This is a genomic window from Streptomyces sp. NPDC012769, assembly GCF_042901205.1.
In the GTDB taxonomy this organism is placed as follows: domain Bacteria; phylum Actinomycetota; class Actinomycetes; order Streptomycetales; family Streptomycetaceae; genus Streptomyces.
The window spans coordinates 765,909-787,169 of the sequence record NZ_JBIBCP010000001.1 but is presented as its reverse complement, the minus strand read 5'-3'; the positions used below and the strand labels follow the sequence as shown (position 1 = coordinate 787,169).

General features: G+C 72.5%; 20 protein-coding genes. 11 read left to right on the top strand and 9 right to left on the bottom strand.

The window, feature by feature from the left end; genetic code table 11:
- Positions 1–52: 52 nt before the first annotated feature.
- Positions 53–937 (top strand): polysaccharide deacetylase family protein, encoded by an 885-nt coding sequence (locus ACFY7C_RS03660; protein WP_389643143.1) that lies wholly within the window; start codon positions 53–55, stop codon positions 935–937.
- A 58-nt stretch (positions 938–995) separates the two neighbouring features.
- Here the strand turns inward: ACFY7C_RS03660 and ACFY7C_RS03655 are convergent, their stop codons facing one another.
- Positions 996–1,655, bottom strand: coding sequence for a class F sortase (locus tag ACFY7C_RS03655; RefSeq protein WP_389643140.1), 660 nt, complete (start codon positions 1,653–1,655; stop codon positions 996–998).
- A gap of 345 nt (positions 1,656–2,000) precedes the next feature.
- Here ACFY7C_RS03655 and ACFY7C_RS03650 point away from each other — a divergent pair, with 345 nt between their 5' ends.
- Positions 2,001–2,531 carry a hypothetical protein gene (locus ACFY7C_RS03650; protein ID WP_389643138.1) on the top strand — a complete coding sequence of 177 codons (531 nt, stop codon included), beginning with the start codon at positions 2,001–2,003 and terminating at the stop codon, positions 2,529–2,531.
- A 131-nt stretch (positions 2,532–2,662) separates the two neighbouring features.
- Here ACFY7C_RS03650 and ACFY7C_RS03645 read toward each other — a convergent pair whose 3' ends face one another.
- From ACFY7C_RS03645 to ACFY7C_RS03635, 3 genes are all read right to left on the bottom strand, one after another.
- Positions 2,663–3,232 carry a hypothetical protein gene (locus ACFY7C_RS03645; protein ID WP_389643135.1) on the bottom strand — a complete coding sequence of 190 codons (570 nt, stop codon included), beginning with the start codon at positions 3,230–3,232 and terminating at the stop codon, positions 2,663–2,665.
- A gap of 169 nt (positions 3,233–3,401) precedes the next feature.
- Positions 3,402–4,166 (bottom strand): hypothetical protein, encoded by a 765-nt coding sequence (locus ACFY7C_RS03640; RefSeq protein WP_389643132.1) that lies wholly within the window; start codon positions 4,164–4,166, stop codon positions 3,402–3,404.
- 21 nt (positions 4,167–4,187) lie between these two features.
- Positions 4,188–4,781 carry a hypothetical protein gene (locus ACFY7C_RS03635; protein WP_389643129.1) on the bottom strand — a complete coding sequence of 198 codons (594 nt, stop codon included), beginning with the start codon at positions 4,779–4,781 and terminating at the stop codon, positions 4,188–4,190.
- Between the two features lie 495 nt (positions 4,782–5,276).
- Between ACFY7C_RS03635 and ACFY7C_RS03630 the strand changes: the two genes are divergently transcribed.
- Complete coding sequence (locus tag ACFY7C_RS03630; protein ID WP_389643126.1) at positions 5,277–6,089, top strand: SAM-dependent methyltransferase; 813 nt, start codon at positions 5,277–5,279, stop codon at positions 6,087–6,089.
- The gene (locus ACFY7C_RS03625; protein ID WP_389643123.1) at positions 6,086–8,272 is read left to right on the top strand and encodes a putative bifunctional diguanylate cyclase/phosphodiesterase; all 2,187 of its coding nucleotides are present in this window, start codon (positions 6,086–6,088) and stop codon (positions 8,270–8,272) included. Before ACFY7C_RS03630 ends, ACFY7C_RS03625 begins: the two co-directional genes overlap by 4 nt.
- 18 nt (positions 8,273–8,290) lie before the next feature.
- Here ACFY7C_RS03625 and ACFY7C_RS03620 read toward each other — a convergent pair whose 3' ends face one another.
- Positions 8,291–9,211 (bottom strand): LysR family transcriptional regulator, encoded by a 921-nt coding sequence (locus ACFY7C_RS03620; protein ID WP_389643120.1) that lies wholly within the window; start codon positions 9,209–9,211, stop codon positions 8,291–8,293.
- Between the two features lie 95 nt (positions 9,212–9,306).
- On the opposite strand from ACFY7C_RS03620, the gene ACFY7C_RS03615 reads away from it, so the two are divergent.
- The 3 genes from ACFY7C_RS03615 to ACFY7C_RS03605 are packed head-to-tail and all read left to right on the top strand — an operon-like array spanning position 9,307 to position 12,724.
- Positions 9,307–10,032, top strand: a complete 726-nt coding sequence (locus ACFY7C_RS03615; protein ID WP_389643117.1) for a succinate dehydrogenase — start codon at positions 9,307–9,309, stop codon at positions 10,030–10,032.
- A 2-nt stretch (positions 10,033–10,034) separates the two neighbouring features.
- Positions 10,035–11,978 (top strand): fumarate reductase/succinate dehydrogenase flavoprotein subunit, encoded by a 1,944-nt coding sequence (locus ACFY7C_RS03610; RefSeq protein ID WP_389643114.1) that lies wholly within the window; start codon positions 10,035–10,037, stop codon positions 11,976–11,978.
- Complete coding sequence (locus ACFY7C_RS03605) at positions 11,975–12,724, top strand: succinate dehydrogenase/fumarate reductase iron-sulfur subunit (RefSeq protein ID WP_389643111.1); 750 nt, start codon at positions 11,975–11,977, stop codon at positions 12,722–12,724. The genes ACFY7C_RS03610 and ACFY7C_RS03605 overlap by 4 nt, the downstream gene beginning before the upstream one ends.
- Before the next feature lie 16 nt (positions 12,725–12,740).
- On the opposite strand, the gene ACFY7C_RS03600 is transcribed toward ACFY7C_RS03605, so the two are convergent.
- Positions 12,741–13,595: a helix-turn-helix domain-containing protein gene (locus tag ACFY7C_RS03600; protein ID WP_389643107.1), complete on the bottom strand. Its 855-nt coding sequence runs from the start codon at positions 13,593–13,595 to the stop codon at positions 12,741–12,743.
- Positions 13,596–13,695: 100 nt separating this feature from the next.
- Between ACFY7C_RS03600 and ACFY7C_RS03595 the strand changes: the two genes are divergently transcribed.
- Positions 13,696–14,268: a YceI family protein gene (locus tag ACFY7C_RS03595; RefSeq protein WP_389643104.1), complete on the top strand. Its 573-nt coding sequence runs from the start codon at positions 13,696–13,698 to the stop codon at positions 14,266–14,268.
- A gap of 132 nt (positions 14,269–14,400) precedes the next feature.
- Here the strand turns inward: ACFY7C_RS03595 and ACFY7C_RS03590 are convergent, their stop codons facing one another.
- Together ACFY7C_RS03590 and ACFY7C_RS03585 are read right to left on the bottom strand one after the other, a co-directional pair.
- The gene (locus tag ACFY7C_RS03590) at positions 14,401–16,782 is read right to left on the bottom strand and encodes an ATP-binding cassette domain-containing protein (RefSeq protein WP_389643101.1); all 2,382 of its coding nucleotides are present in this window, start codon (positions 16,780–16,782) and stop codon (positions 14,401–14,403) included.
- Between the two features lie 88 nt (positions 16,783–16,870).
- Positions 16,871–17,902: an LLM class flavin-dependent oxidoreductase gene (locus tag ACFY7C_RS03585; RefSeq protein WP_389645936.1), complete on the bottom strand. Its 1,032-nt coding sequence runs from the start codon at positions 17,900–17,902 to the stop codon at positions 16,871–16,873.
- Positions 17,903–17,975: 73 nt separating this feature from the next.
- On the opposite strand from ACFY7C_RS03585, the gene ACFY7C_RS03580 reads away from it, so the two are divergent.
- Positions 17,976–18,464, top strand: a complete 489-nt coding sequence (locus ACFY7C_RS03580; RefSeq protein WP_389643098.1) for a hypothetical protein — start codon at positions 17,976–17,978, stop codon at positions 18,462–18,464.
- A gap of 129 nt (positions 18,465–18,593) precedes the next feature.
- On the opposite strand, the gene ACFY7C_RS03575 is transcribed toward ACFY7C_RS03580, so the two are convergent.
- Positions 18,594–18,809 carry a dodecin gene (locus tag ACFY7C_RS03575; RefSeq protein WP_345484109.1) on the bottom strand — a complete coding sequence of 72 codons (216 nt, stop codon included), beginning with the start codon at positions 18,807–18,809 and terminating at the stop codon, positions 18,594–18,596.
- Between the two features lie 218 nt (positions 18,810–19,027).
- Between ACFY7C_RS03575 and ACFY7C_RS03570 the strand changes: the two genes are divergently transcribed.
- Together ACFY7C_RS03570 and ACFY7C_RS03565 are read left to right on the top strand one after the other, a co-directional pair.
- Entirely contained in the window at positions 19,028–20,275 is a 1,248-nt protein-coding gene (locus tag ACFY7C_RS03570; RefSeq protein ID WP_389643094.1) for an extracellular solute-binding protein, read from the top strand.
- A gap of 151 nt (positions 20,276–20,426) precedes the next feature.
- The gene (locus tag ACFY7C_RS03565) at positions 20,427–21,254 is read left to right on the top strand and encodes a GNAT family N-acetyltransferase (RefSeq protein WP_389643091.1); all 828 of its coding nucleotides are present in this window, start codon (positions 20,427–20,429) and stop codon (positions 21,252–21,254) included.
- Positions 21,255–21,261 lie beyond the last annotated feature (7 nt).

Sequence of the window (21,261 nt, the reverse complement as noted above, 5' to 3'; positions counted from 1 at the left end):
ACGGCCGGTGTCGCTGCGCGGGCCGCACCGTCCTCCGTTCGCACCATTGGTCATGAAAAAGGATGAGACGACGACAGGGCGACGGTCGCTGCTGCGCCTCGCCGCCGCCCTCGGCGCCACCACCGCCGTCGGGGTCTTCGCCACCGACCGCATGACCGGCCCCGACGGCACGCCCGCCGCCGGTCCCGGCGCCACGCCCCCGGCCGGTCCAGCCGCCGGGACCCCACCCGGCGCGGCGGCGGGACCCCAGGCACAGGCCGCCAGGCTGAGGCCCTCCGCGTACCGGCTCCAGCCGATGACCGGCTACGCGCCGCCCGCCTTCCGCAAGGCGATCCCCCCGGTCCGCACCCGGCCGTTCCTCCATCTGACCGGCGTCGGACGCTCGATGGTGCTCACCTTCGACGACGGCCCCGACCCCCGCTACACCCCGGACATCCTGGCCACCCTGCGCCGTCACGGCTGCCGGGCGATGTTCTTCGTCTGCGGGGAGATGGCGGTCGGCCGGCAGGACCTGCTCAAGCAGATGGCCGAGGACGGGCACGTGGTCGGCAACCACTCCTGGTCCCACCCCCTCGTCCCCAAGCTGCGGCCCTCCCGCATCCGCCAGGAGCTCGGCTCCACCAGCGACGTCATCGAACAGGCCCTCGGCACCCCGCCGCTGTGGTACCGGGCGCCCTACGGGGCGTGGAACCGGCACTCGTTCGAGATCGGCGCCGAACTCGGCATGGAGCCGCTGGCCTGGACCGTCGACACCCTCGACTGGCAGGAGCCGCCCGCGAGCAGCATCGTCCGCCGTGTCCTCGACGGAGCGGGACCCGGCGTGGTGGTCCTCAACCACGACGCCGGCGGCAACCGCTCCCACACCGTCGCCGCCCTCCGGCGCTATCTGCCCGAACTCCTCGACGCGGGCTACAGCATCACCGTCCCGCGCCGCTGAGCACCGATGGGGAAGGGCCCCGACGCCGGGGCCCTTCCTCCTTTCTTGCGGCTGTGCTCTAGCGGGAGCCGACCATCCGGGCGTAGACGACCACGTTGCCGTCGTAGCCGTGGGCGCGTGAGTAGCCGCCGCCGCAGGTGATCACCCGGAGTTCGGGCTGGCCGGTGTCGCCGTAGACCTGTACGCCCGGGAAGTCGTCCTTCGCGTAGACCTCGACCCCGTAGATCTCGAAGACGGCCACCCGGCCGTCGTAGCGGTCCACCTCGATGTGCTGACCCTTCTGCAGGGAGCCGAGACCGTAGAAGACCGCCGGGCCCGCCGTGTTGTCGACGTGGCCCACCACGACCGCGGTGCCGCGCTGGCCCGGTGCGATGCCGTTCTGGTACCAGCCGGCGAGATTGGCGTCCTGGGGCGGCGGGGCGGCGATCCAGCCGTTGTGGTCCAGGCCCACGTCCATGATCGGCGCGGCCACCCGGATCGCCGGGATCCGGATCCGCGAGGCCGGGGCGAAGGGGAGGTCCTGCAGGCCGGCGGCGGTCGGAGCCGGGCCGACCGGGCGGGCGACCGGACGGGCCGCCGCCGCGGGCTGGGGCGGACCGGCCTCGAAGCCGACCCCGTTGCGCATTATGGCCAGGCCGGAGAGCATGACGAGGGCCAGGGCGCCCCAGGGTTGGCGTCTCCTGGCGGCTTCGAAGAGGCTGAAGTCCTTGGGGCTCATGGTTCTCCCTTGCTGGCGTCACGTGGAACGGTAAGGGCGGTGGCGCGAACCGGCGATCGGAGCGGGGCGAACGGGTGGCGCCGCCCGCGGAACGGCTGCGCGGGGTCGCGGACCGGGTGAATCGGCGATGAGCCATCCGAGTATTCGTCAGATCATCGTCCTGACGCTGTGTGACCTGCAGCTCCCTCAGATTCCCACCCCGTTCGGCCGACATCGGGCCTCACCGGGCTGGCCCAGCGCCGAAATGCGCAAGGAGTCCGCACTTGTGATGGTTCGTCATGGAAGGCGTACTCGTCGAATCTCCCGGAGCACCGCTTTGGGGCGTCTTCCACTGGAGGTTCAACCATGCGTGCTGCACGCACTCTGGCGGTGACGGCGACCGCGTTCGCGGCGCTCGGGCTCGCGGCCCCCCTCGCCACCGCCACCCACGGGCCCAGCAGTGTCACCGTCGGTTCCTCCGCGGTGCAGCGGGGAGGTGACGGCATCCACGTCAACGTCATCCCGTCCGCGGTCCACCAGGGGTCGACTCTCACGATCACCGTCAAGGGCTGCGCCGCGGGCACCGTCTCGTCCGCCGCCTTCCCGACGGTCACCCTTTCCGCGCCCTTCGGCGGGGTCTCCAGCGCCGTCGCCCGCATCCACAACCACGCCACGCCCGGCGAGCACGTCCTGACCGTCAACTGCACGAGCCCCAGCCGGGTGGTCAACCAGCGGTTCCGTGTGCTGGCCGGCCAGGGCACGACCGGCGGTCTGGGCGGCTCGCTCGCCCCGAGCGCCACCGAGATGGCGGTGGGCGGCAGCCTCGTCGCCGCCACGGCGCTGGGCGGTGGCCTGTTCATCGCCCGCCGGCGCCGCATGTCCGGCGCGGGGGTCTGACCGGCCGAACCTCCCGGTCGGCCCGCAACGCCCGTCGCCCCCGAGTCCTCCTCAGGATTCGGGGGCGACGGGCGTGTGCTGCCGGTCTGTCGTGGCGGGCGGCGGTGCGGTTCGGGGCACCGTCGTCGCCGTCAGTGCCGCCGGCCGGCGGCCGACCTGCGGCGGATGACGAAAACGGCGCCGCCCGCAGCCGCGAGCACCATGGTGCCGCCGGCCGCGATCGTCCAGGCGCCCGGGGAACCGATCGAGCCGCCGAGGCCGCCCTGCACCCCGCGCGGGGGCGGGAGCAGCGTCGAACTCGCCGTGGGGGTGGGGGTCGGGGTCGGGGTCGGCAGACCCCTGATGGTGAGGTCGACGGTCCCCTGCACGCCGCCCGTGCAGTTGAAGGAGACCGTGTAGACGGCACCCGGCTTGGCGTCGAAGTCCACCGTGGCGGTGGCGGCGGAGCCCGGGGCGATCGTCACGGTGTCGAAGATGCCGGCCGAGGCCGTCGCCGTGCTCGCGCATCCGGGGGCGCTCAGGGTGACCCGGCCCCCCGGTGCGACGACGGCGGGAGAGACGACGAAATCGCCCGGGGCCTTCGCCCGGGCCGCCTGGGGATGCGGCGCCGGGGCGCCGTCGACGGCGACGGCGAGGGGAGCGGCCAGGGCGAGGGAGGCCGCCCCCAGCAGAGCGGTGGAAGCGGCACGTATCGCGCGCATGTGTGTGAGTCCTCCGGGTCCCGAGGGGCAGCCGCGGAAGGGATATCCGCGAAGGGGAGGGAATGCACCTCGATGACCGAAACGCTAGGAGCGCTCTACCACAGCCGCGATCCCAGACGGGCGAATGGGGCACCCAGGTCCCCCACACGGCCCACAATCGGCCCTCCCATCACTCCGTGAGCTGCGGGAACAGATCGGTGAACGGCGCGGCGGTCGCCGAGATGCCCCGCCCGAACGGGGCGTCGAAGTCCCAGATCAGGAACAGCAGGAAGGCGATGAGCGCGCTGAACAGTCCGGCGAGCAGCAGTTCCCTTCCGGTGCGCCGGATCTGGAGCGTGAAGATCAGGCCCACCGTCACCAGGGCGCCGATGATGAGGCCGAACCACACCACCCCCGGCATCGTCTCGCCGGCGTTCTGCCCGCGCGCCCCACGGGCGTCGTCGGCCACCGCCACCTGGTCCACGAGCGGCTGGTAGGCCTGGCCCTCGAAGTCGTTGGCCGGCTGGTAGTCCGTCACGCTGCGGCGGACCTTCTCCATGAGCTCGGTGCCCCGGTCGTTCAGCTCGCCGTGCTCCGCCATGTACGGGAACTCGTCCTGGACGACGTACGCCACATAGGCGTCGACGTCGGCCCGGATCCGGTCCCGTACGGCCTGGGGATACACCTCGGCCCGCGCGGAGATCTCGTGCAGCGCCTGCGCCTCCTGGCGCACGGTGTCCTGGGCCGCGCTGCGGGCCTCCCAGACGCCGGCGATGGCGAGGCCGAGGACGATGGCGTACACCACGCCGATCATCATCGTCATGTACTCGATGACGTCGGGGGTCTCGCTGGGGTCGTCGTCCTCGGGGATCCGCCGGTGGTTGATGACGACGATGGTGAGCACGACGGCGCACGCGGCGGCCATCGCGATGGTCAGAACAAGCCATTCGGACACGTGTGCACTCTCCGGAGGAGATCAGCGGGAACGGGAGCGCAGGATCGCGGTCGCGAGCACTGCGGGGGCGATGATGAGCAGGGTCGTGGTGAGCACGTTGGCGGTGCCTTTGGGCTTCACCCGGGCCGCGCGCCGGTAGTGCGGCAGGGCGACCGGGGCCGGTGGCCGGGGGCGCAGGGAGGGTGCGGGGGCCGGTGAAGGGGGCGCCGGCGGCGGCGTCTCGGGTACGGGTGGCGCGGGACGCGGCGCGGCGGGCCGGGGCGGTACGGGCACCGGCTCCGGCGGGGGAGCGGGCCGCGTCGTGGGCGGCGGCTCGGGCGCGGGCGGACGCGGCTTCGGCGTCGGCCTCGGGGTCGGCTTCGGCGTCGGTTTCGGCGGCTTGTCGGGATGGGGCGGGTGCGTGGGGTGGGGCGGGTGCGTCGGGTGCGGCGGATGGCTCGGGAAGCAGGGCCCCGGCCCCGCCGACACGATCGAGACGCTGGAACCGTCGGGACCGGTCGAGGCGTACGCGCACGCGTCGGCGGCCGCCGGCACGGGGGCCACGAGCAGCCACACCAGCGTGCCGGCCGCGAGGGGCCGGGCCAGGAGCGATCCGTACCGAGGCGACAGGGACACGCCTCGCAGCCTGATCACATCGAGGGGCCCGGAGGGCCGGAACAGTCCCGCATTCCCCGGATGGAGGGGATCTCGCGGTGCGAGCGTTTGACGTTTCCGTGCGTTCTGTCGTCTCACGCGTAACCAACGTCGCCAACCGCCCCCGCGTTGCGGCCGGTTCGGCAAGAATGCGCGACGGGAGGAACCCGTCGACGCTCCTCACACGCAGAAATGGCCGGTTGTCGCCACCCCTTGACCCCGGCGGCCCGCCGTCCGGACCCTCCGGACTGCGCGGAAAGGCCCGTCGGAACCGCGCACGACCGGATGCACGTGAAGCTGCACGACCCGAAGGCGTGAACTCTTCCCTGCCCGGCGCACGTGCCAATGGCGTGTGACCAAGAACGGATCGCGAATTTCCGTTTCTACTCGCTCTCCCGGCGGGCGATCAGTAGCCTCAGCTCGAACGTCGGCGGCGAACACCTGGCCGCATCCCGTGGCGACTTGTTGGAGACTTTGATGGAGCGTCCCGCCTGGGCTCCGCCGGGCATCGATATCTCGGTGCCGAGCGTGTCCCGTATGTACGACTTCTATCTGGGCGGCTCGCACAACTTCGAAGTGGACCGGGAAGCGGCCCGCAAGGCCATGGAGTTCCTCCCGGGACTCCCCAAGATCATGCAGGCGAACCGTGCCTTCATGCGGCGAGCCGTACGCCACGCCGTCGACAGCGACGTCACCCAGTTCCTCGACATCGGCTCCGGCATACCGACCTTCGGCAACGTCCACGAGGTCGCCCAGGCCGCGAGCGAGAGCGCCCGCGTCGTCTACGTCGACCACGACCCGGTCGCCGTCGCCCACAGCCGGGCCGTGCTCGCCGGCGACGACCGCTCGGCCGTGGTCGCCGCCGACCTGCGCAAGCCGCGCGACATCCTGCACAGCCGCGAGGTCGGCGAACTCCTCGACCTCGACCGGCCGGTGGCCCTGCTGCTCGTCGCCGTCCTGCACTTCCTGGAGGACGAGGACGAGCCGTACGAGGCGGTCGCCGAGCTCCTCGACGCGCTTGCCCCCGGCAGCCTCCTCGTCCTCACCCACGCCTCCTACGAGGGCATCCCGGTGTCCCAGGAGCGCGCCGGCGGCGCCGTGGGCGTCTACCGCGACATCCGCAACCCGCTCGTGATGCGCTCCCGCGAGGAGATCACCCGCTTCTTCGACGGCACCGAGCTCGTCGCGCCCGGACTCGTGCCGATGCCCCACTGGCGGCCCGACCACCCGGACGAGGAGGAGGACCCCTTCGCCTTCTCCGGCTTCGCAGGGGTGGGGCGCAAGGCGTGAAGCTGCCGTCCCAGCCGGCCGGTTCCGTCGCCGACGGACCGGAGGACAGACTCAGACGGTTCGTGACCATCTGGAGCCGGGCCGTCTTCCCGGTCACGGCCACCTCGATGACCCGCCAGGAATTCGAACAGCACCTGCTGCCGCCGGCCCGGGAACTGTACGAGGCCCTGCACGCCCGGCCGTTCGACACCACCCCCGCCCACCGGGTCGGCCAGGCCCTGGTGGCCGCCCACTGCACCGACCCCGACGCGCTCGCCCGCAGCCTCGGCGTGGTCGACGCCTACCTGGTGCTGTACTGCGCCGGGGACCCCGGGCAGCAGGACGCCGCCCCGTCCGCCGAGGAGCTGCGGGCCCGCTGCTCCCGGCTCCAGCACGCCATGGCCGCCGGCTTCGCCCAGGCCCTGCGCGAACGGACCCTCGCCGAGCAGGAGTCCATCGCCCACTCGGCACTCTCCGCCCGCAGCGCCGCCGAACTCGCCCTGCACGCCACCGAGAGCCGATTCCGCGCCGTCTTCGACGGCGCCGCCATCGGCATCGGCATCGCCGACCTCGACGGCAACGTCCTGGAGGTCAACGAGACCCTCACCCGGATGTTCGGCGGCCTGGAGCAGACCGTCCTCAGCCGCAACATCGCCGAGTGGGCCCACCCCGAGGACGGCCCGCACGTCTGGCGGCTCTACGACGAGCTGGTGCGCGGCGAGCGCGAGCACTACCGGGTCGAGAAGCCGTACTACCGCAGCGACGGCACCGTCCTGTGGACCAACCTCACCGTCTCCCTGCTGCGGGACGCGGCCGGCGCCCCCCAGTACCAGCTGGCGCTCCTCGAGGACACCACCGAACGGCGGCTGCTCAACCTGCGGCTGCGCTACGAGGCGACCCACGACGCCCTGACCGGGCTGCCCAACCGGACGCTCTTCTTCGAGCGCCTGGAGAAGACCCTCGCGCCGGGGGAGGGCAGCCGCTTCGGCCTGTGCTACCTCGACCTCGACGGCTTCAAGGTCATCAACGACAGCCTCGGCCACTCCACCGGCGACCGGCTGCTCGTGGAGGTCGCCGACCGGCTGCAGAGCTGTGTCACCGCTCCCGGCGAGATGGTCGCCCGGCTCGGCGGCGACGAGTTCGTCGCCCTGACCACCGGGACCGGCACCGAACGGAAGGTCGCCGAGCTCGCCGACCGGATGCTCGCCGCCCTCGCCACCCCGATCAGCATCGACGGCCGCGAGCTCACCGTGCGCGGCAGCGTCGGCGTGGTCGAGGGAGCGGCGGGCGAGCGGACCGCGGCCGAGGTGCTGCGCAGCGCCGACATCACCATGTACCGGGCCAAGTCGGCCGGCGGGAACCGCTTCGAGTACGCCGACGCCGAGGCCGACGCACGGGCCATCACCCGGCACGGGCTGACCACCGCGCTGCCCGCCGCCCTGGAACGCGGCGAGTTCTTCATCGAGTACCAGCCGCTCGTCCACCTCGACGACGGCAGCGTGCACGGCGCCGAGGCGCTCGTACGGTGGTGCCATCCCCAGCACGGCGTCCTCGGCCCGGACCGCTTCATCCCGCTTGCCGAGAACACCGGCCTGATCGTGCCGCTGGGCCGCTGGGTCCTCCAGGAGGCGGTGCGCCAGGCCCGGTTCTGGCAGGACGGCGCGCCGGGCGGCCGCAAGGCGAACGGGCCGCTGCGGATCAACGTCAACCTGTCGCCGACCCAGCTGCACCACCCCGGCCTGGTCGCCGAGACGGTCGACGTCCTGGAACGCTCCGGACTCGAACCGGGCGCGCTCTGCCTGGAGGTGACCGAGTCGGCACTCATCGGCGCCGACGACGACCTCCTGAAGCCGCTGCGACAGCTCGCCGAGATGGGCGTGGACATCGCGCTCGACGACTTCGGCACGGGCTACTCCAACCTGGCCAACCTCCGCCGGCTCCCGGTGAGCGTCCTCAAACTGGACCGCTCCTTCACCCAGGGCATGCAGCAGCACCCGGCGAACCCCGTCGACCTCAAGATCGTCGAGGGGATCGTGCAGCTGGCCCACAGCCTGGAGCTCGCCGTCACCGTCGAGGGCGTCGAGACCGGCGCCCAGGCGCAGCAGCTGCGCGAACTCGGCTGCGACACGGCCCAGGGCTGGTACTACGCCCGCCCCGGCGCCCCGGACCGCATCCACTCCCTGGTCCTGGCGGACGCGGTGTGACCGGCGACCAACCGGCGACTAACCGGTGCCGGTGGGGGTGCCGGTGCCGGTGCGGGTGCCCCGCCGGGAGGCCATGAGCAGCTTCTGCAGCTCACGCGCCGCCCGCGGGGGCGCCACGTCGCTGCGGTGGGCCAGCGCGATGGTCCGGCGCAGGCCCGGCCGCGCGAGGGCCGTGACCCGCAGGTCGCGGCCCGCCCGGGCGGCCACCATCGCCGGGACGACGGCGAGGCCGAGCCCGGCCCGTACGAAACCGAGGACCGCGTCCATCTCGCCGCCCTCCACCGTGAACGAGGGCTCGAAGCCCTCCGCCCGGCAGGCCGCCACGGTCAGCTCCCGCAGGTCGTAGCCGTGCCGGAACATCACCAGCGGCTGGTCGCGCAGATCCGCGATCCGCACCGGCCGCCGCGGCGCGGGCGCGGACGCCGAGGACACCACCACCAGGTCTTCGGTGAGCAGCTCCACCGTCGTCAGCGCGGGTGACGGCGTCGGCAGCGGCAGCACCACCAGCGCCAGATCGAGCGCGCCGCGCGCCAGCTCCCGTACGAGGTCGTGCGAGCCGCCCTCCTCGATGAGCAGCCGGATCCCCGGATGCAGGTCGTGGAAGGTGCGCAGCACGTCCGGCAGCAGCCCCGTGCACAGACTGGGCGTCGCCCCGAGCCGCACCCGGCCGCGCCGGAGCTGCACCAGCTCCTGCACTTCGTGCCGGGCGGTGTCGGTGTCGGCGAGGATCCGGCGGGCCAGCGGCAGCAGGGCCTCGCCCGCGTCGGTCAGGGCGATGTTCCCCCGGGCCCGGCTGAACAGCTCCGCGCCCAGCTCCTGCTCCAGCGCCTTGATCTGCTGCGAGAGCGAGGGCTGCGACACGTGGACGCGCTCCGCGGCCCGGGTGAAGTGACGCGTCTCGGCGACGGCGACGAAATAGAGGAGCTGCTGGAACTGCATGGCACCAGCCTACCCAGCTTCATAGACCTCGCCTATCGAGATGAGCCGAACCATGTCTTGGACCTCTCAGGCCCTTCGGCCCTACCGTCGCTGGCATGGCTCTGGCAACCAAGACCGACCGGCGGACCGGCCGGCCGCCCACCCCCGCGCCCACCCGCGGCTTCTGGGCGTCGACGATCGGCAAGAAGACGGTCATGGCCGTGAGCGGCCTGATCATGCTCGCGTACCTCGTCGCCCATGTGGCCGGCAACCTCAAGGTCTTCTTCGGCCCCGAGGAGTTCAACGCCTACGGCCACTGGCTGCGCGTCATGGGCGCCCCCGTCCTGCACCACCACTGGGGCCTGTGGATCGCCCGGATCGTGCTGCTCGCCTCCGTCGTGGCCCACGCCGTCTCCGCGTACCAGCTCAGCAGGCGGGACATCAAGGCCCGGCCCACCCGTTACGTCCACCGACGCAAGGGCTCCTCCTACGCCACCCGCACCATGCGCTGGGGCGGTGTCATCCTCGCCCTCTTCATCGTCTGGCACGTCCTCGACCTCACCACCGGCACCGTCCACCCCGGCGGCTTCGAGGAGGGCAAGCCGTACCAGAACGTCGTCGACACCTTCTCCACCTGGTACGGCAACGTCATCTACATCGTCGCCATGCTCGCCGTCGGACTCCACGTCCGGCACGGCTTCTGGAGCGCCGCCCAGACCCTCGGCGTCGGCAACGCCCGCCGCGAACGCCTCCTGAAGATCCTCGCGGGCGGCCTCGCGCTCGTGCTGACCGCGGGCTTCGTCTCCGTACCCGTCGCCGTCATGACCGGAGTGGTGAGCTGACCATGAGCTACCCCGACTATCGCCTCGGCGCTCCCATCGCCGACACCAAGGCCCCCGCCGGCCCCATCGCCGAACGCTGGGACACCCGCCGCTTCCAGGCGAAGCTGGTCAACCCCGCCAACCGCCGAGGCCACCGGATCATCGTCGTCGGCACTGGCCTCGCCGGCGGCTCCGCCGGCGCCACCCTCGCCGAACAGGGCTACCAGGTCGTCCAGTTCTGCTACCAGGACTCCCCGCGCCGCGCCCACTCCATCGCCGCCCAGGGCGGCATCAACGCCGCCAAGAACTACCGCAACGACGGCGACTCCGTGCACCGCCTGTTCTACGACACCGTCAAGGGCGGCGACTTCCGCGCACGCGAGTCCAACGTCCACCGGCTCGCCCAGATCTCCGTCGAGATCATCGACCAGTGCGTCGCCCAGGGCGTCCCCTTCGCCCGCGAGTACGGCGGACTCCTCGACACCCGCTCCTTCGGCGGCGTCCAGGTCTCCCGCACCTTCTACGCCCGCGGCCAGACCGGCCAGCAGCTCCTCCTCGGCGCCTACCAGGCCCTGTCCCGGCAGATCGCCGCCGGCAACGTCGAGCTGCACCCCCGCACCGAGATGCTCGACCTGATCGTCGTCGACGGCCGCGCCCGCGGCATCGTCGCCCGCGACCTCGTCACCGGCCGGATCTCCACCCACTACGCCGACGCCGTCGTCCTCGCCACCGGCGGCTACGGCAACGTCTTCTACCTGTCCACCAACGCCATGAACTCCAACGCCACCGCCGTGTGGCGGGCCCACCGGCGCGGCGCCTACTTCGCCAACCCCTGCTTCACCCAGATCCACCCCACCTGCATCCCGCGCACCGGCGACCACCAGTCCAAGCTCACCCTGATGAGCGAGTCGCTGCGCAACGACGGCCGCATCTGGGTCCCCAAAGCCAAGGGCGACACCCGGCCGCCCCACGAGATCCCCGAGGACGAGCGCGACTACTACCTGGAGCGCATCTACCCCTCCTTCGGCAACCTCGTCCCCCGCGACATCGCCTCCCGCGCCGCCAAGAACGTCTGCGACGAGGGCAGGGGAGTCGGACCCGGCGGGCAGGGGGTCTACCTCGACTTCGCCGACGCCATCCGCCGCATGGGCCGCGCCAAGGTCGAGGAGAAGTACGGCAACCTCTTCGACATGTACGAGCGGATCACCGCCGAGAACCCGTACGAGGTGCCGATGCGGATCTATCCCGCCGTGCACTACACGATGGGCGGACTCTGGGTCGACTACGACCTCCAGACCACCGTCCCCGGCCTCTTCGCCATCGGCGAGGCCAACTTCTCCGACCACGGCGCCAACCGCCTCGGCGCCTCCGCCCTCATGCAGGGCCTCGCCGACGGCTACTTCGTCCTGCCCGCCACCATCAACGACTACCTCGCCCGCCACCCGCACGCCGAGGCCGTCACCGACGAACACCCCGCCGTCCGCGAGGTCCTCGCCGAGACCGAGGACCGCCTCCACCTCCTCCTCGCCGTCGACGGCGACCGCACCCCCGACTCCTTCCACCGCGAACTCGGCGAACTCATGTGGGAGTTCTGCGGCATGGCCCGCACCGAGGCCGGCCTGCGCAAGGCACTGCGCCGCATCCCCGAGATCCGCGAGAAGTTCTGGCGGCGCATCAAGGTCCCCGGCACCGGCGAGGAGTTCAACCAGTCGCTCGAGAAGGCCAACCGGATCGTCGACTACCTGGAGCTCGCCGAGCTCATGTGCCTCGACGCCCTCCACCGCGAGGAGTCCTGCGGCGGCCACTTCCGCGAGGAGTCCCAGACGCCGGACGGCGAGGCCGCACGGCGCGACGAGGAGTTCTCGTACGCCGCCGCCTGGGAGTTCGCCTCCGACGGCAGCCCGGTGCTCCACAAGGAAGACCTGACCTTCGAGTACGTCCACCCCACCCAGCGGAGCTACGCATGAGGCTCACCCTGCGCGTCTGGCGCCAGAAGAACGCCGACGCCGAAGGCGCCATGGCCGTCTACGAGGTGGACGGCATCTCCTCCGACATGTCCTTCCTGGAGATGCTGGACACCCTCAACGAGGACCTCATCCTGCGCGGCGAGGACCCCGTCGCCTTCGACCACGACTGCCGCGAGGGCATCTGCGGCGCCTGCAGCCTGGTCATCAACGGCGACGCCCACGGCCCGGAACGCACCACCACCTGCCAGCTCCACATGCGGTCCTTCCGCGACGGCGACACCATCGACATCGAACCCTGGCGCGCCGCCGCCTTCCCCGTCGTCAAGGACCTGGTCGTCGACCGCTCCGCCTTCGACCGCGTCATCCAGGCCGGCGGCTACATCAGCGTCCCCACCGGCTCCGCCCCCGAGGCCCACGCCACCCCGGTCCCCAAGGCCGACGCCGACTTCGCCTTCGAACACGCCGAGTGCATCGGCTGCGGCGCCTGCGTCGCCGCCTGCCCCAACGGCTCGGCGATGCTCTTCACCTCGGCCAAGGTCAACCACCTCGGCGTCCTGCCCCAGGGCGCCCCCGAACGCGAGACCCGCGTCCTGGACATGGTGGCCCAGATGGACGCCGAGGGCTTCGGCGGCTGCACCCTCACGGGAGAATGCGCCACCGCCTGCCCCAAGGGCATCCCGCTGCCCTCCATCGCGGCCATGAACAAGGAATGGCTGCGGGCGAGGAGGAAGGCCGGGCGCGCGTAGGTCGTGGGAGATCCGGTCAGCCGCCGACCGCGCGCAGGGTGCCCGGTCGGCGGCCGACCAGCCGGTCCAGGGCCGCCGCCGCGGCGTCGTCGGCCGGCAGGTGCACCAGGACGTGCTGACCGTCGGTCTCCGACAGCTCCAGCACCTCGTACGCGAGCCGCAGTTCGCCGACCTCCGGGTGCACCACGCGCTCCGTGCCCGAGCGGGACCGCAGCAGACCGCCCGCGGCCAGCCGGTCCGAGAACGGCGCTCCCGCGGTGATGGTCAGCTCACGGGCGAGCTCCGCCGTGTGCGGATCGCCCGAGGACATGCCGTACGACATCGCCGCCACCAGCTGGTCGGCCACCACGTCCCAGTCCGGGTACACCTCCCGGGCCCGCGGATCGGTGAAGACGTAGCGCAGCAGGCTCGGCGGATCGCCGTCCAGGATCCCGAGCGGCCCCGCGAGCCGCTCGTAGCCCTCGCTGTACGCGACGACCTCGCCCAGCATGTTCACCACCGCTGCCGGGGTCGAGCCGAGCCGGTCGAGCAGCGCCCGGACCGTGGGCCGCACCTGGCGGGCCGGGGTGGGCGCCATCCCGCACATGTGCCCGTGGTCCTGGAGCTTGAGCAGCCGTCGCAGATGCACCCGGGCGTCCACCGGCAGCCGCAGCGCGTCGCTCAGCGCACCGAGCACCTGCGGGGAGGGATTGCGGTCACGGCCCTGTTCGAGCCGGGCCAGGTACTCCACGCTGATGCCCGCGAGCATCGCCAGCTCGGCTCGGCGCAGGCCCGGCGTGCGTCGGCGCGGCCCGGTCGGCAGACCGGCCTCCGCGGGAGTCAGGGCCTCGCGGCGCGCCCGCAGGAACGCCCCCAGTTCGTTCTCGCTCACCCCACGATCCTATGAGCGGCCGGCCTGCGGAGGGTGGCCCTGTCACTACCAGCCTCCGCCCGGCCTTCCTCGGGCCGCGGCGAGCGGCGAACGTGGAGCCATGACCGCTGAAACGCACGACACCGCCACCACCACTGCCGGGTCCACCACCGCTCTCCCGCTGATCCCGGGCCGCTGGGCCTTCGACCCGCTGCACTCCTCCGTCGGCTTCACCATCCGCCACCTCGGGATCTCCAAGGTGCGGGGCCGTTTCAACGAGTTCGAGACCGAGCTCGTCGTCGGCGAGACGCCGGAGGACTCCTCGATCACCGCGACCGTTCAGCTCGCCTCGATCGACACCGGCAACCCCGACCGTGACGCCCATGTGCGCGCCGCCGATCTCCTCGATGTGGCGAAGCGGCCCACGATGACCTTCCGTTCGACCCGGATCGCCGGTGCGGGCGAGGACTGGACCCTGGAGGGCGACCTCACCATCGGCGACGTGACCCGGCCCATCGCCTTCGACGTCGAGTTCGGCGGCGTCGTGGACGTGCCCGTGGACGGCAGCCGGCACGCGGGCTTCGACGCCACCGGGGAGTTCCGGCGCAGCGACTTCGGCCTCGACTTCGCCCCCGGCTTCCTCGGCGACGTGATCAAGGTCGGCCTGGAGCTCCAGTTCGTCGAGCCGAGGTAGCGGGCGCCGACGGTCGTCCACGGGGTTGTCCCCGGGGGGTTGTCCACGGGGTCGGTCCACGAGGCCGTCCACGAGGTTCCATGGGTCGTCTGGGGGGCGTACGGGTTGCCTACGGGGTTTCCCGCCGGTCTCCTACGGGGTGAGCCGGGCCGCCAGATAGGGCGCGGTCCGGCTCCCCGCCGCGCGGGACACCTCCGAGGGCGACCCCTCGGCCACGATCCGGCCGCCCTCGTCCCCGCCGCCCGGACCGAGGTCGACCACCCAGTCCGCGGTCGCCACGACGTCCATGTCGTGCTCGACCACCACCACCGTGTGACCCGCGTCGACCAGCCCGTGCAGCTGCCGCATCAGCACCTCGACGTCCGCCGGGTGCAGCCCCGTCGTCGGCTCGTCCAGCACGTACAGCGTGTGCGCGCGGCGCGGCCGCTGGAGCTCGGAGGCCAGCTTGATCCGCTGCGCCTCGCCACCGGACAGCTCCGTCGCCGGCTGCCCGAGCCGCAGATGGCCGAGGCCTACCTCGAGCAGCGTCCGCAGACTGCGGGCCGCCGCCGGGGTGTCCGCGAAGAACTCCGCGGCCGCCTCCACGGTCAGGTCGAGCACCTCCGCGATCGTCCGGCCGCGCAGCCGCACCTCCAGGGTCTCCGGGTTGTAGCGGGCGCCGTGACAGTCCGGGCAGGGCGCGTACGTGCTCGGCAGGAAGAGCAGCTCCACGGAGACGAACCCCTCGCCCTGGCAGGTCTCGCAGCGGCCGCCCGGCACGTTGAAGGAGAACCGGCCCGCCTTGTAGCCGCGCGCCCGCGCCTCCTCCGTCGCCGTGAACAGCTTGCGTACGACGTCGAACAGGCCCGTGTACGTGGCCAGGTTGGAGCGCGGGGTGCGTCCGATCGGCTTCTGGTCGACCGTCACCACCCTGCTCACGACGCCGGTCGCCTCCGCCTCGGTCGCGTCCGCCTCGGCCCGCTCGGTGAGGGCGTTCACCAGCGTCGACTTCCCCGATCCCGACACGCCCGTGACGGCGGTCAGCACCCCCAGCGGGAACGCGGCGTCGACACCCCGCAGGTTGTGCCGGGTGACCGGACCGGTGCGCAGCAGACCGGACGGCTCGCGCACCGCCCGCTCCGGCACCGGCTCCCGGTCGAAGAGGAAACGACGGGTCGCCGACCCGGCCACCTCCGCCAGCCCCGCCGGCGGGCCGCTGTACAGCACCCGGCCGCCGTGCTCCCCGGCCCGGGGGCCGACGTCCACCAGCCAGTCGGCGTGCCGCACCACGTCCAGATGGTGCTCGACCACGAACACCGTGTTCCCGGCCGCCTTCAGCCGGTCCAGAACCACGAGCAGCGCCTCCGCGTCCGCCGGGTGCAGCCCCGCCGACGGCTCGTCCAGCACGTACACGACCCCGAACAGCCCGGCCCGCAGCTGGGTGGCGAGCCGCAGCCGCTGCAGCTCCCCGCTGGACAGCGTCGGGGTCGCCCGGTCCAGGCTCAGATAGCCCAGACCCAGCTCCGTGACCGTCGCGATCCGCGCCGCCAGGTCCCCGGTGAGCACCCGGGCGGTCTCCGAACCGCCGCCGGACGCGGCCGCCAGCTTCGCCAGCTCGGTCAGGGGCAGCGCCGCGAGCTCCGCGATCGTCCGGCCCGCGAAGGTCACCGCCAGCGCCTCCGGCCGCAGCCGGCTGCCGCCGCACACCGGACACGGCGCGCTGGTCAGGAACCGCTCGGCCTTCGCCCGCAGCGTCGCGCTCTTCGAGTCCGAGAAGGTGTGCATCACATAGCGTCGAGCGCTCATGTATGTGCCCTGATAAGGGCGTTGGATGCGGCCCGCCTCCCGTACCGGGTGCACCGTCACGACCGGCTGCTCGTCGGTGAACAGGATCCAGTCGCGGTCCTTGGCGTCCAGCTCGCGCCACGGCCGGTCCACGTCGTGGCCGAGCGCGTCCAGGACGTCCCGCAGGTTCTTGCCCTGCCAGGCCCCCGGCCAGGCCGCGATCGCGCCCTCCCGGATGGAAAGACCCGGATCGGGCACCAGGAGCTCCTCGCTGGTCTCGTGCACCCGGCCCAGGCCGTGGCAGGACGGACACGCCCCGGCGGCGGTGTTGGGGGAGAAGGCGTCGGAGTCCAGCCGCTCCGCCCCCGGCGGATGGTTCCCCGCGCGGGAGAACAGCATCCGTAGCGAGTTGGACAGCGTCGTCACCGTGCCCACCGAGGAGCGCGCGTTCGGCGCGGCCCTGCGCTGTTCGAGCGACACCGCCGGCGGCAGGCCGCTGATCTCCCCGACCTTCGGTGCCCCCACCTGGTGGATCAGCCGCCGGGCGTACGGCGCCACGGACTCGAAGTAGCGCCGCTGCGCCTCCGCGTAGATCGTCCCGAAGGCGAGCGAGGACTTGCCGGAGCCGGACACCCCGGTGAAGACGGTGATCGCGTCACGCGGGATGTCGACGTCGACGCCCCGCAGATTGTGCTCGCGGGCGCCGCGGACGCGGACGTACGGATCGTGGTCGGGGGAGTGCTCCGGCATCCCTCGATCCTAGGAGCCCCCGGCCGCTCCGGCTCCTCAGGCCCCTGAGGCCCTTCAGCCCCTGAGGCCTTCAGGCCGCTCAGACCCCTCAGGCTCTGGTGAGGCCCGCCAGGCGGGCGAGTCCGCGGTACGAGTCGAGCAGAGCGGCCCGGTCGTACGTGCTCGTCGTCACCAGGACCTCCTGGGCGCCGGTCTCCTTCACCACCCGTGCCAGCTCGGCGGCGACCTGGTCCTCGGTGCCGTACACATGCCCCCGCAGCCCCGACGCGTAGAAGCCGCGCTGCTTCTCGGTCATCTCCAGGGCTTCCACGCGCTCCGGCGGGGCCAGCGGAGGGAAGACCCCCCGGGTGCGGGAGTACGCCATCGACCAGGCCTCCGGCATCAGCAACCGGCGGGCCTCCTCCTCCGTGCCGGCCACCGCGACGGTGCCGGCCACGACGACGTACGGCTCGGCCGACCAGGCGGAGGGGCGGAAGGCGGACCGGTAGCCGTCGATCGCCTCAAGGAGTCTGGCCCGGCCGCGCAGGTCCCCGATGACCAGCGGCAGGCCCGCCGCCGCGGCGATCGTCGCGCCCTCGCCGGTGGCGAGCACATACGGCGGCACCCGCAGTCCCTCGGCGGGACGGGCGTGCACCTGCGGATGGGCGGTCTGCTCGCCGGTGAACCAGCCGAGCAGCTCGTCCAGTTGCCCGGCGAACCGGTCGGCGTCCTCCTTGTCCCGCCCGAGGGCCCGGCGGATGCCGTCCGTGAAGCCGACCGAGCGGCCGAGTCCCATATCGATCCGGCCGGGGAACAGCGACTCCAGGACGCCGAACTGCTCCGCCACCACCATCGGCTGGTGGTTGGGCAGCATCACCCCGCCCGTGCCGACCCGGATGCGCGTGGTCGCGCCCGCCACGGCCGCGGCGAGCACGGTCGGCGCCGAGCCGGCCACGCCGGGCACGCCGTGGTGCTCCGACACCCAGAACCGGTGGTAGCCCAGCGCCTCCGCCTCCCGGGCCAGGCGCACGGTGTCCCGCAGCGCCTGGGCCCCGTCCTCGCCCTCCCTGGTGCGGGAGCGGTCGAGGACGGAGAAGCGGATTCCGTCGAAGGGCGCGGAGGGTGGCGTCGTCGCGGTCATGGTGCTCACGCAGGGTTCAACACCGCGGGGCGCCGAGGATTCCCGGACGGCCCGCGCTGCCTACGCTGGGGGAGTGACCCGACACCGCAGGCCCGTGGCCGTCTTCGACCTCGACAACACCCTCGCGTCCACCGCCCACCGGCAGCACTTCCTGGAACGGCGCCCACGGGACTGGGACCGGTTCTTCGCCGCCGCGCCCGAGGACCCGCCGCTGCCGGAGGGCGTCGGCATGTGCCGGGAGACGGCCGAGGAGTGCGACATCGTCTACCTCACCGGGCGGCCCGAACGCTGCCGCCGCGACACGCTCGACTGGCTCGCGGCACACGGGCTCCCGGAGGGGCCGGTGCACATGCGGCGGGACCGGGACTTCCGCCCGGCCCGGCAGACCAAACTGGAGCTGCTGCGCCGGCTCGCGCGCGACCGTGAGGTGCGCGTGCTCGTCGACGACGACGAGCTGGTCTGCGACGCCGCCGAGGCGGCGGGCTTCACCGTGGTGCGGGCCCGCTGGGCGGTGCCGTCGGAGACGCTGAAGGACGCCCAGGAGCGGGAGGGGCGGACCTGAGCGGTCGATGGGATCCGATATCCGATATCCCGTATCCGATATTGGATCCAACGCTCCCGTCAGGGGACCCGATCTCCGTGATCCTGGAGGTCGGATCCAGTATCCGGGAGTTTGGATCCGATCTCCGGGTCAGTCGCCGTCCTCCAGGCGGAAGCCGACCTTCAGCCCCACCTGGTAGTGCTCGATCGCCCCGTCCACGAGGTGCCCGCGCACCTGCGTGACCTCGAACCAGTCGAGCCCCCGCAGGGTCTGCGAGGCCCGCTGGATCCCGTTGCGGATGGCCTGGTCGACGCCCTCGGTGGACGTGCCGACGATCTCGGTGACGCGATAGGTGTGGTTCGACATGGGTGCCGGACTCCTCTCGGTGCCCTCGGTGGGTTCCCTCCACCGTGCCCCACTCCGGGCAGGACCGCGACACGTCGCCCGCCCCGCGAGGATGCGGCCGAGGACTTGACCTTCCGCTTTGGTCCAGACCAGAATCCAGGCCACATACCCGCGCGAACCTCCCGTCAGGTCCCCCCACACGTCGGGTCGGCAACCCTCCCCGCAGAAGGTGACCTCACGTGAAGAACCGCCGTCTCGTCTGTCCGCCGGCAGTCGTCTGTGCCCTCCTCCTCTCCGGATGCGGGCTCCTCCCGGGAGACGGGAACACCACCCGCACGGTCAACATCTGGCTGATGCGCGACAGCGTGAGCGACGACTTCCTCCAGCGGTTCACGGAGTCCTTCGAGGCCGAGCACCACGGCGTCGAGCTCAACGTCACCATCCAGGACTGGACCGGCATCGGGAAGAAGGTCACCGACGCCCTCAACGGTCCCGGCGGGCCGGACGTCATCGAGGTGGGCAACACCCAGGTCGCCCAGTACGCCGACACCGAGAAGCTCTACGACCTCACCCTGGAGTCGGTCCGCGACCTCGGCAGCGAGGACTGGCTCCCCGGCCTCGCCGAGCCCGGCAACGTCGACGGCGCCCAGTACGGCATCCCCTGGTACGCCGCCAACCGCATCGTCATCTACAACAAGGACCTCTTCGCCGACGCCGGCGTCAAGCCGCCCGCCACCCGTGCCCAGTGGCTCGACGACACCGAGAAGCTCAACCGCGACGGCACCCAGGGCATCTACCTCGCCGGCCAGGACTGGTACACCCTCTCCGGATTCATCTGGGACGAGGGCGGCGAACTCGCCGTCGACAGGGGCGGCCTGTGGGCCGGCGCCCTCGACAGCCCCGCCGCCCTGCGCGGCATGGACTTCTACAAGAAGCTCCAGGCCCTCGGCAAGGGCCGCAAGGACGCCGACGAGCAGAACCCGCCGCAGGCCGAGATCTTCGCCAAGGGCGACGTCGCCCAGATCATCGCCACGCCCAGCGCACTCCCCGTGATCACCAAGGCCAACCCCGGCCTCAAGGACAAGCTCGGCTTCTTCCCCATCCCCGGCCTGAAGGCCGGGCAGCCCTGCGCCGTGTTCACCGGCGGCTCCGACCTCATCATCCCGGAGAACGCGCCCGAGCGCGGCGCCGCGCTCGACGTGGTCAAGGCCCTCGCCGGCGAGAAGTGGCAGGGCGAACTCGCCCGCGCCATGAACTACGTTCCCAACAAGACCTCCCTCGCCTCCCTCGTCGCCCACCAGGAGGCCACCGCCACCATGGCCCTCGGCGCCGCCCGCGGCCGGGCCACCCCCAACTCGCCCCAGTGGGCCGACGTCGAGGCCGACAACCCCATCAAGCCGTACATGACCGCCGTCCTCTCCGGCGAGGACCCCAGGCAGGCCGCCCGGGACGCCTCCGAGCGGATCACGGACACCCTCGCCGAATAGGGCGCGCCCCACACCATTCAGCGCCTCCACACCAACCGGCCCCCGGCCGGTCACGTCGAATCCAGCCACCCACGGAAGAAACGAGGAGTCGGGCCACCGCTCGCACGGCCCGGCTCCCTGCCGCCTTTCCGTACCGCCGGAGGATCCCGACATGGCCGCCGTACCCCTCGCCCAGCCCGTCGCCGAACCGGCGGGCCGGAGCCTCAGCCCCGCAGCGCCCCGGCAGCGGTCCGGGGAAGAGCCCCAGCCCCGCTACGTCGTGGGCCTCGCCCGCGACCAGGAGGACGTCCGCGCCGCACAGCGGCTGCGCCACCTCGTCTTCGCCGGCGAGATGGGCGCCCGCATCGACGGGCCCGAGCCCGGCCTCGACAGCGACGCCTTCGACGCGTACTGCGACCACCTCCTCGTACGGCGGGAGGACACCGGCGAGGTCGTCGGCACCTACCGGGTGCTGCCGCCCGAGCGCGCCGCCGTCGCGGGACGGCTCTACTCCGAGAGCGAGTTCGACCTCACCCGGCTTGCCCCGATCCGGCACGACCTCGTCGAGGTCGGCCGCTCCTGCGTCCACCCCGCCCACCGCAACGGCGCCGTCATCGCCCTCGTCTGGGCCGGTCTCGCCCGCTACATGACCCGCACCGGCCACGACTGGCTCGCCGGCTGCTGCTCCGTCCCGCTCGCCGACGGCGGCACCCTCGCCGCCGCCACCTGGGAGACGGTCAGGACCAAGCACCTGGCCCCCGAGGAGTACTGGGTCACCCCGCACCGGCTGTGGACCCCCGACGCCGCCACCGCGCCCGCCGAGGGCCGGGTCGAACTGCCCCCGCTCCTGCGCGGCTACCTGCGGCTCGGCGCCTGGGTCTGCGGCGCGCCCGCCCACGACCCCGACTTCGGCGTCGCCGACCTCTACGTGCTGCTCTCGCTGAGCCGCACCAACCCCCGCTACCTGCGGCACTTCCTCTCGCTCGCCCCGGCCCGGTGAGCACCCG

Bases quoted from the DNA above. Each gene is read 5' to 3' on its own strand.
- ACFY7C_RS03615 (WP_389643117.1), top strand. From the start codon at position 9,307: ATGGCTCTGGCAACCAAGACCGACCGGCGGACCGGCCGGCCGCCCACC.
- ACFY7C_RS03590 (WP_389643101.1), bottom strand. From the start codon at position 16,782: ATGCCGGAGCACTCCCCCGACCACGATCCGTACGTCCGCGTCCGCGGC.
- ACFY7C_RS03565 (WP_389643091.1), top strand. From the start codon at position 20,427: ATGGCCGCCGTACCCCTCGCCCAGCCCGTCGCCGAACCGGCGGGCCGG.
- ACFY7C_RS03610 (WP_389643114.1), top strand. From the start codon at position 10,035: ATGAGCTACCCCGACTATCGCCTCGGCGCTCCCATCGCCGACACCAAG.
- ACFY7C_RS03595 (WP_389643104.1), top strand. From the start codon at position 13,696: ATGACCGCTGAAACGCACGACACCGCCACCACCACTGCCGGGTCCACC.
- ACFY7C_RS03660 (WP_389643143.1), top strand. From the start codon at position 53: ATGAAAAAGGATGAGACGACGACAGGGCGACGGTCGCTGCTGCGCCTC.
- ACFY7C_RS03645 (WP_389643135.1), bottom strand. From the start codon at position 3,232: ATGCGCGCGATACGTGCCGCTTCCACCGCTCTGCTGGGGGCGGCCTCC.
- ACFY7C_RS03620 (WP_389643120.1), bottom strand. From the start codon at position 9,211: ATGCAGTTCCAGCAGCTCCTCTATTTCGTCGCCGTCGCCGAGACGCGT.
- ACFY7C_RS03630 (WP_389643126.1), top strand. From the start codon at position 5,277: ATGGAGCGTCCCGCCTGGGCTCCGCCGGGCATCGATATCTCGGTGCCG.
- ACFY7C_RS03575 (WP_345484109.1), bottom strand. From the start codon at position 18,809: ATGTCGAACCACACCTATCGCGTCACCGAGATCGTCGGCACGTCCACC.
- ACFY7C_RS03650 (WP_389643138.1), top strand. From the start codon at position 2,001: ATGCGTGCTGCACGCACTCTGGCGGTGACGGCGACCGCGTTCGCGGCG.
- ACFY7C_RS03655 (WP_389643140.1), bottom strand. From the start codon at position 1,655: ATGAGCCCCAAGGACTTCAGCCTCTTCGAAGCCGCCAGGAGACGCCAA.
- ACFY7C_RS03585 (WP_389645936.1), bottom strand. From the start codon at position 17,902: ATGACCGCGACGACGCCACCCTCCGCGCCCTTCGACGGAATCCGCTTC.
- ACFY7C_RS03605 (WP_389643111.1), top strand. From the start codon at position 11,975: ATGAGGCTCACCCTGCGCGTCTGGCGCCAGAAGAACGCCGACGCCGAA.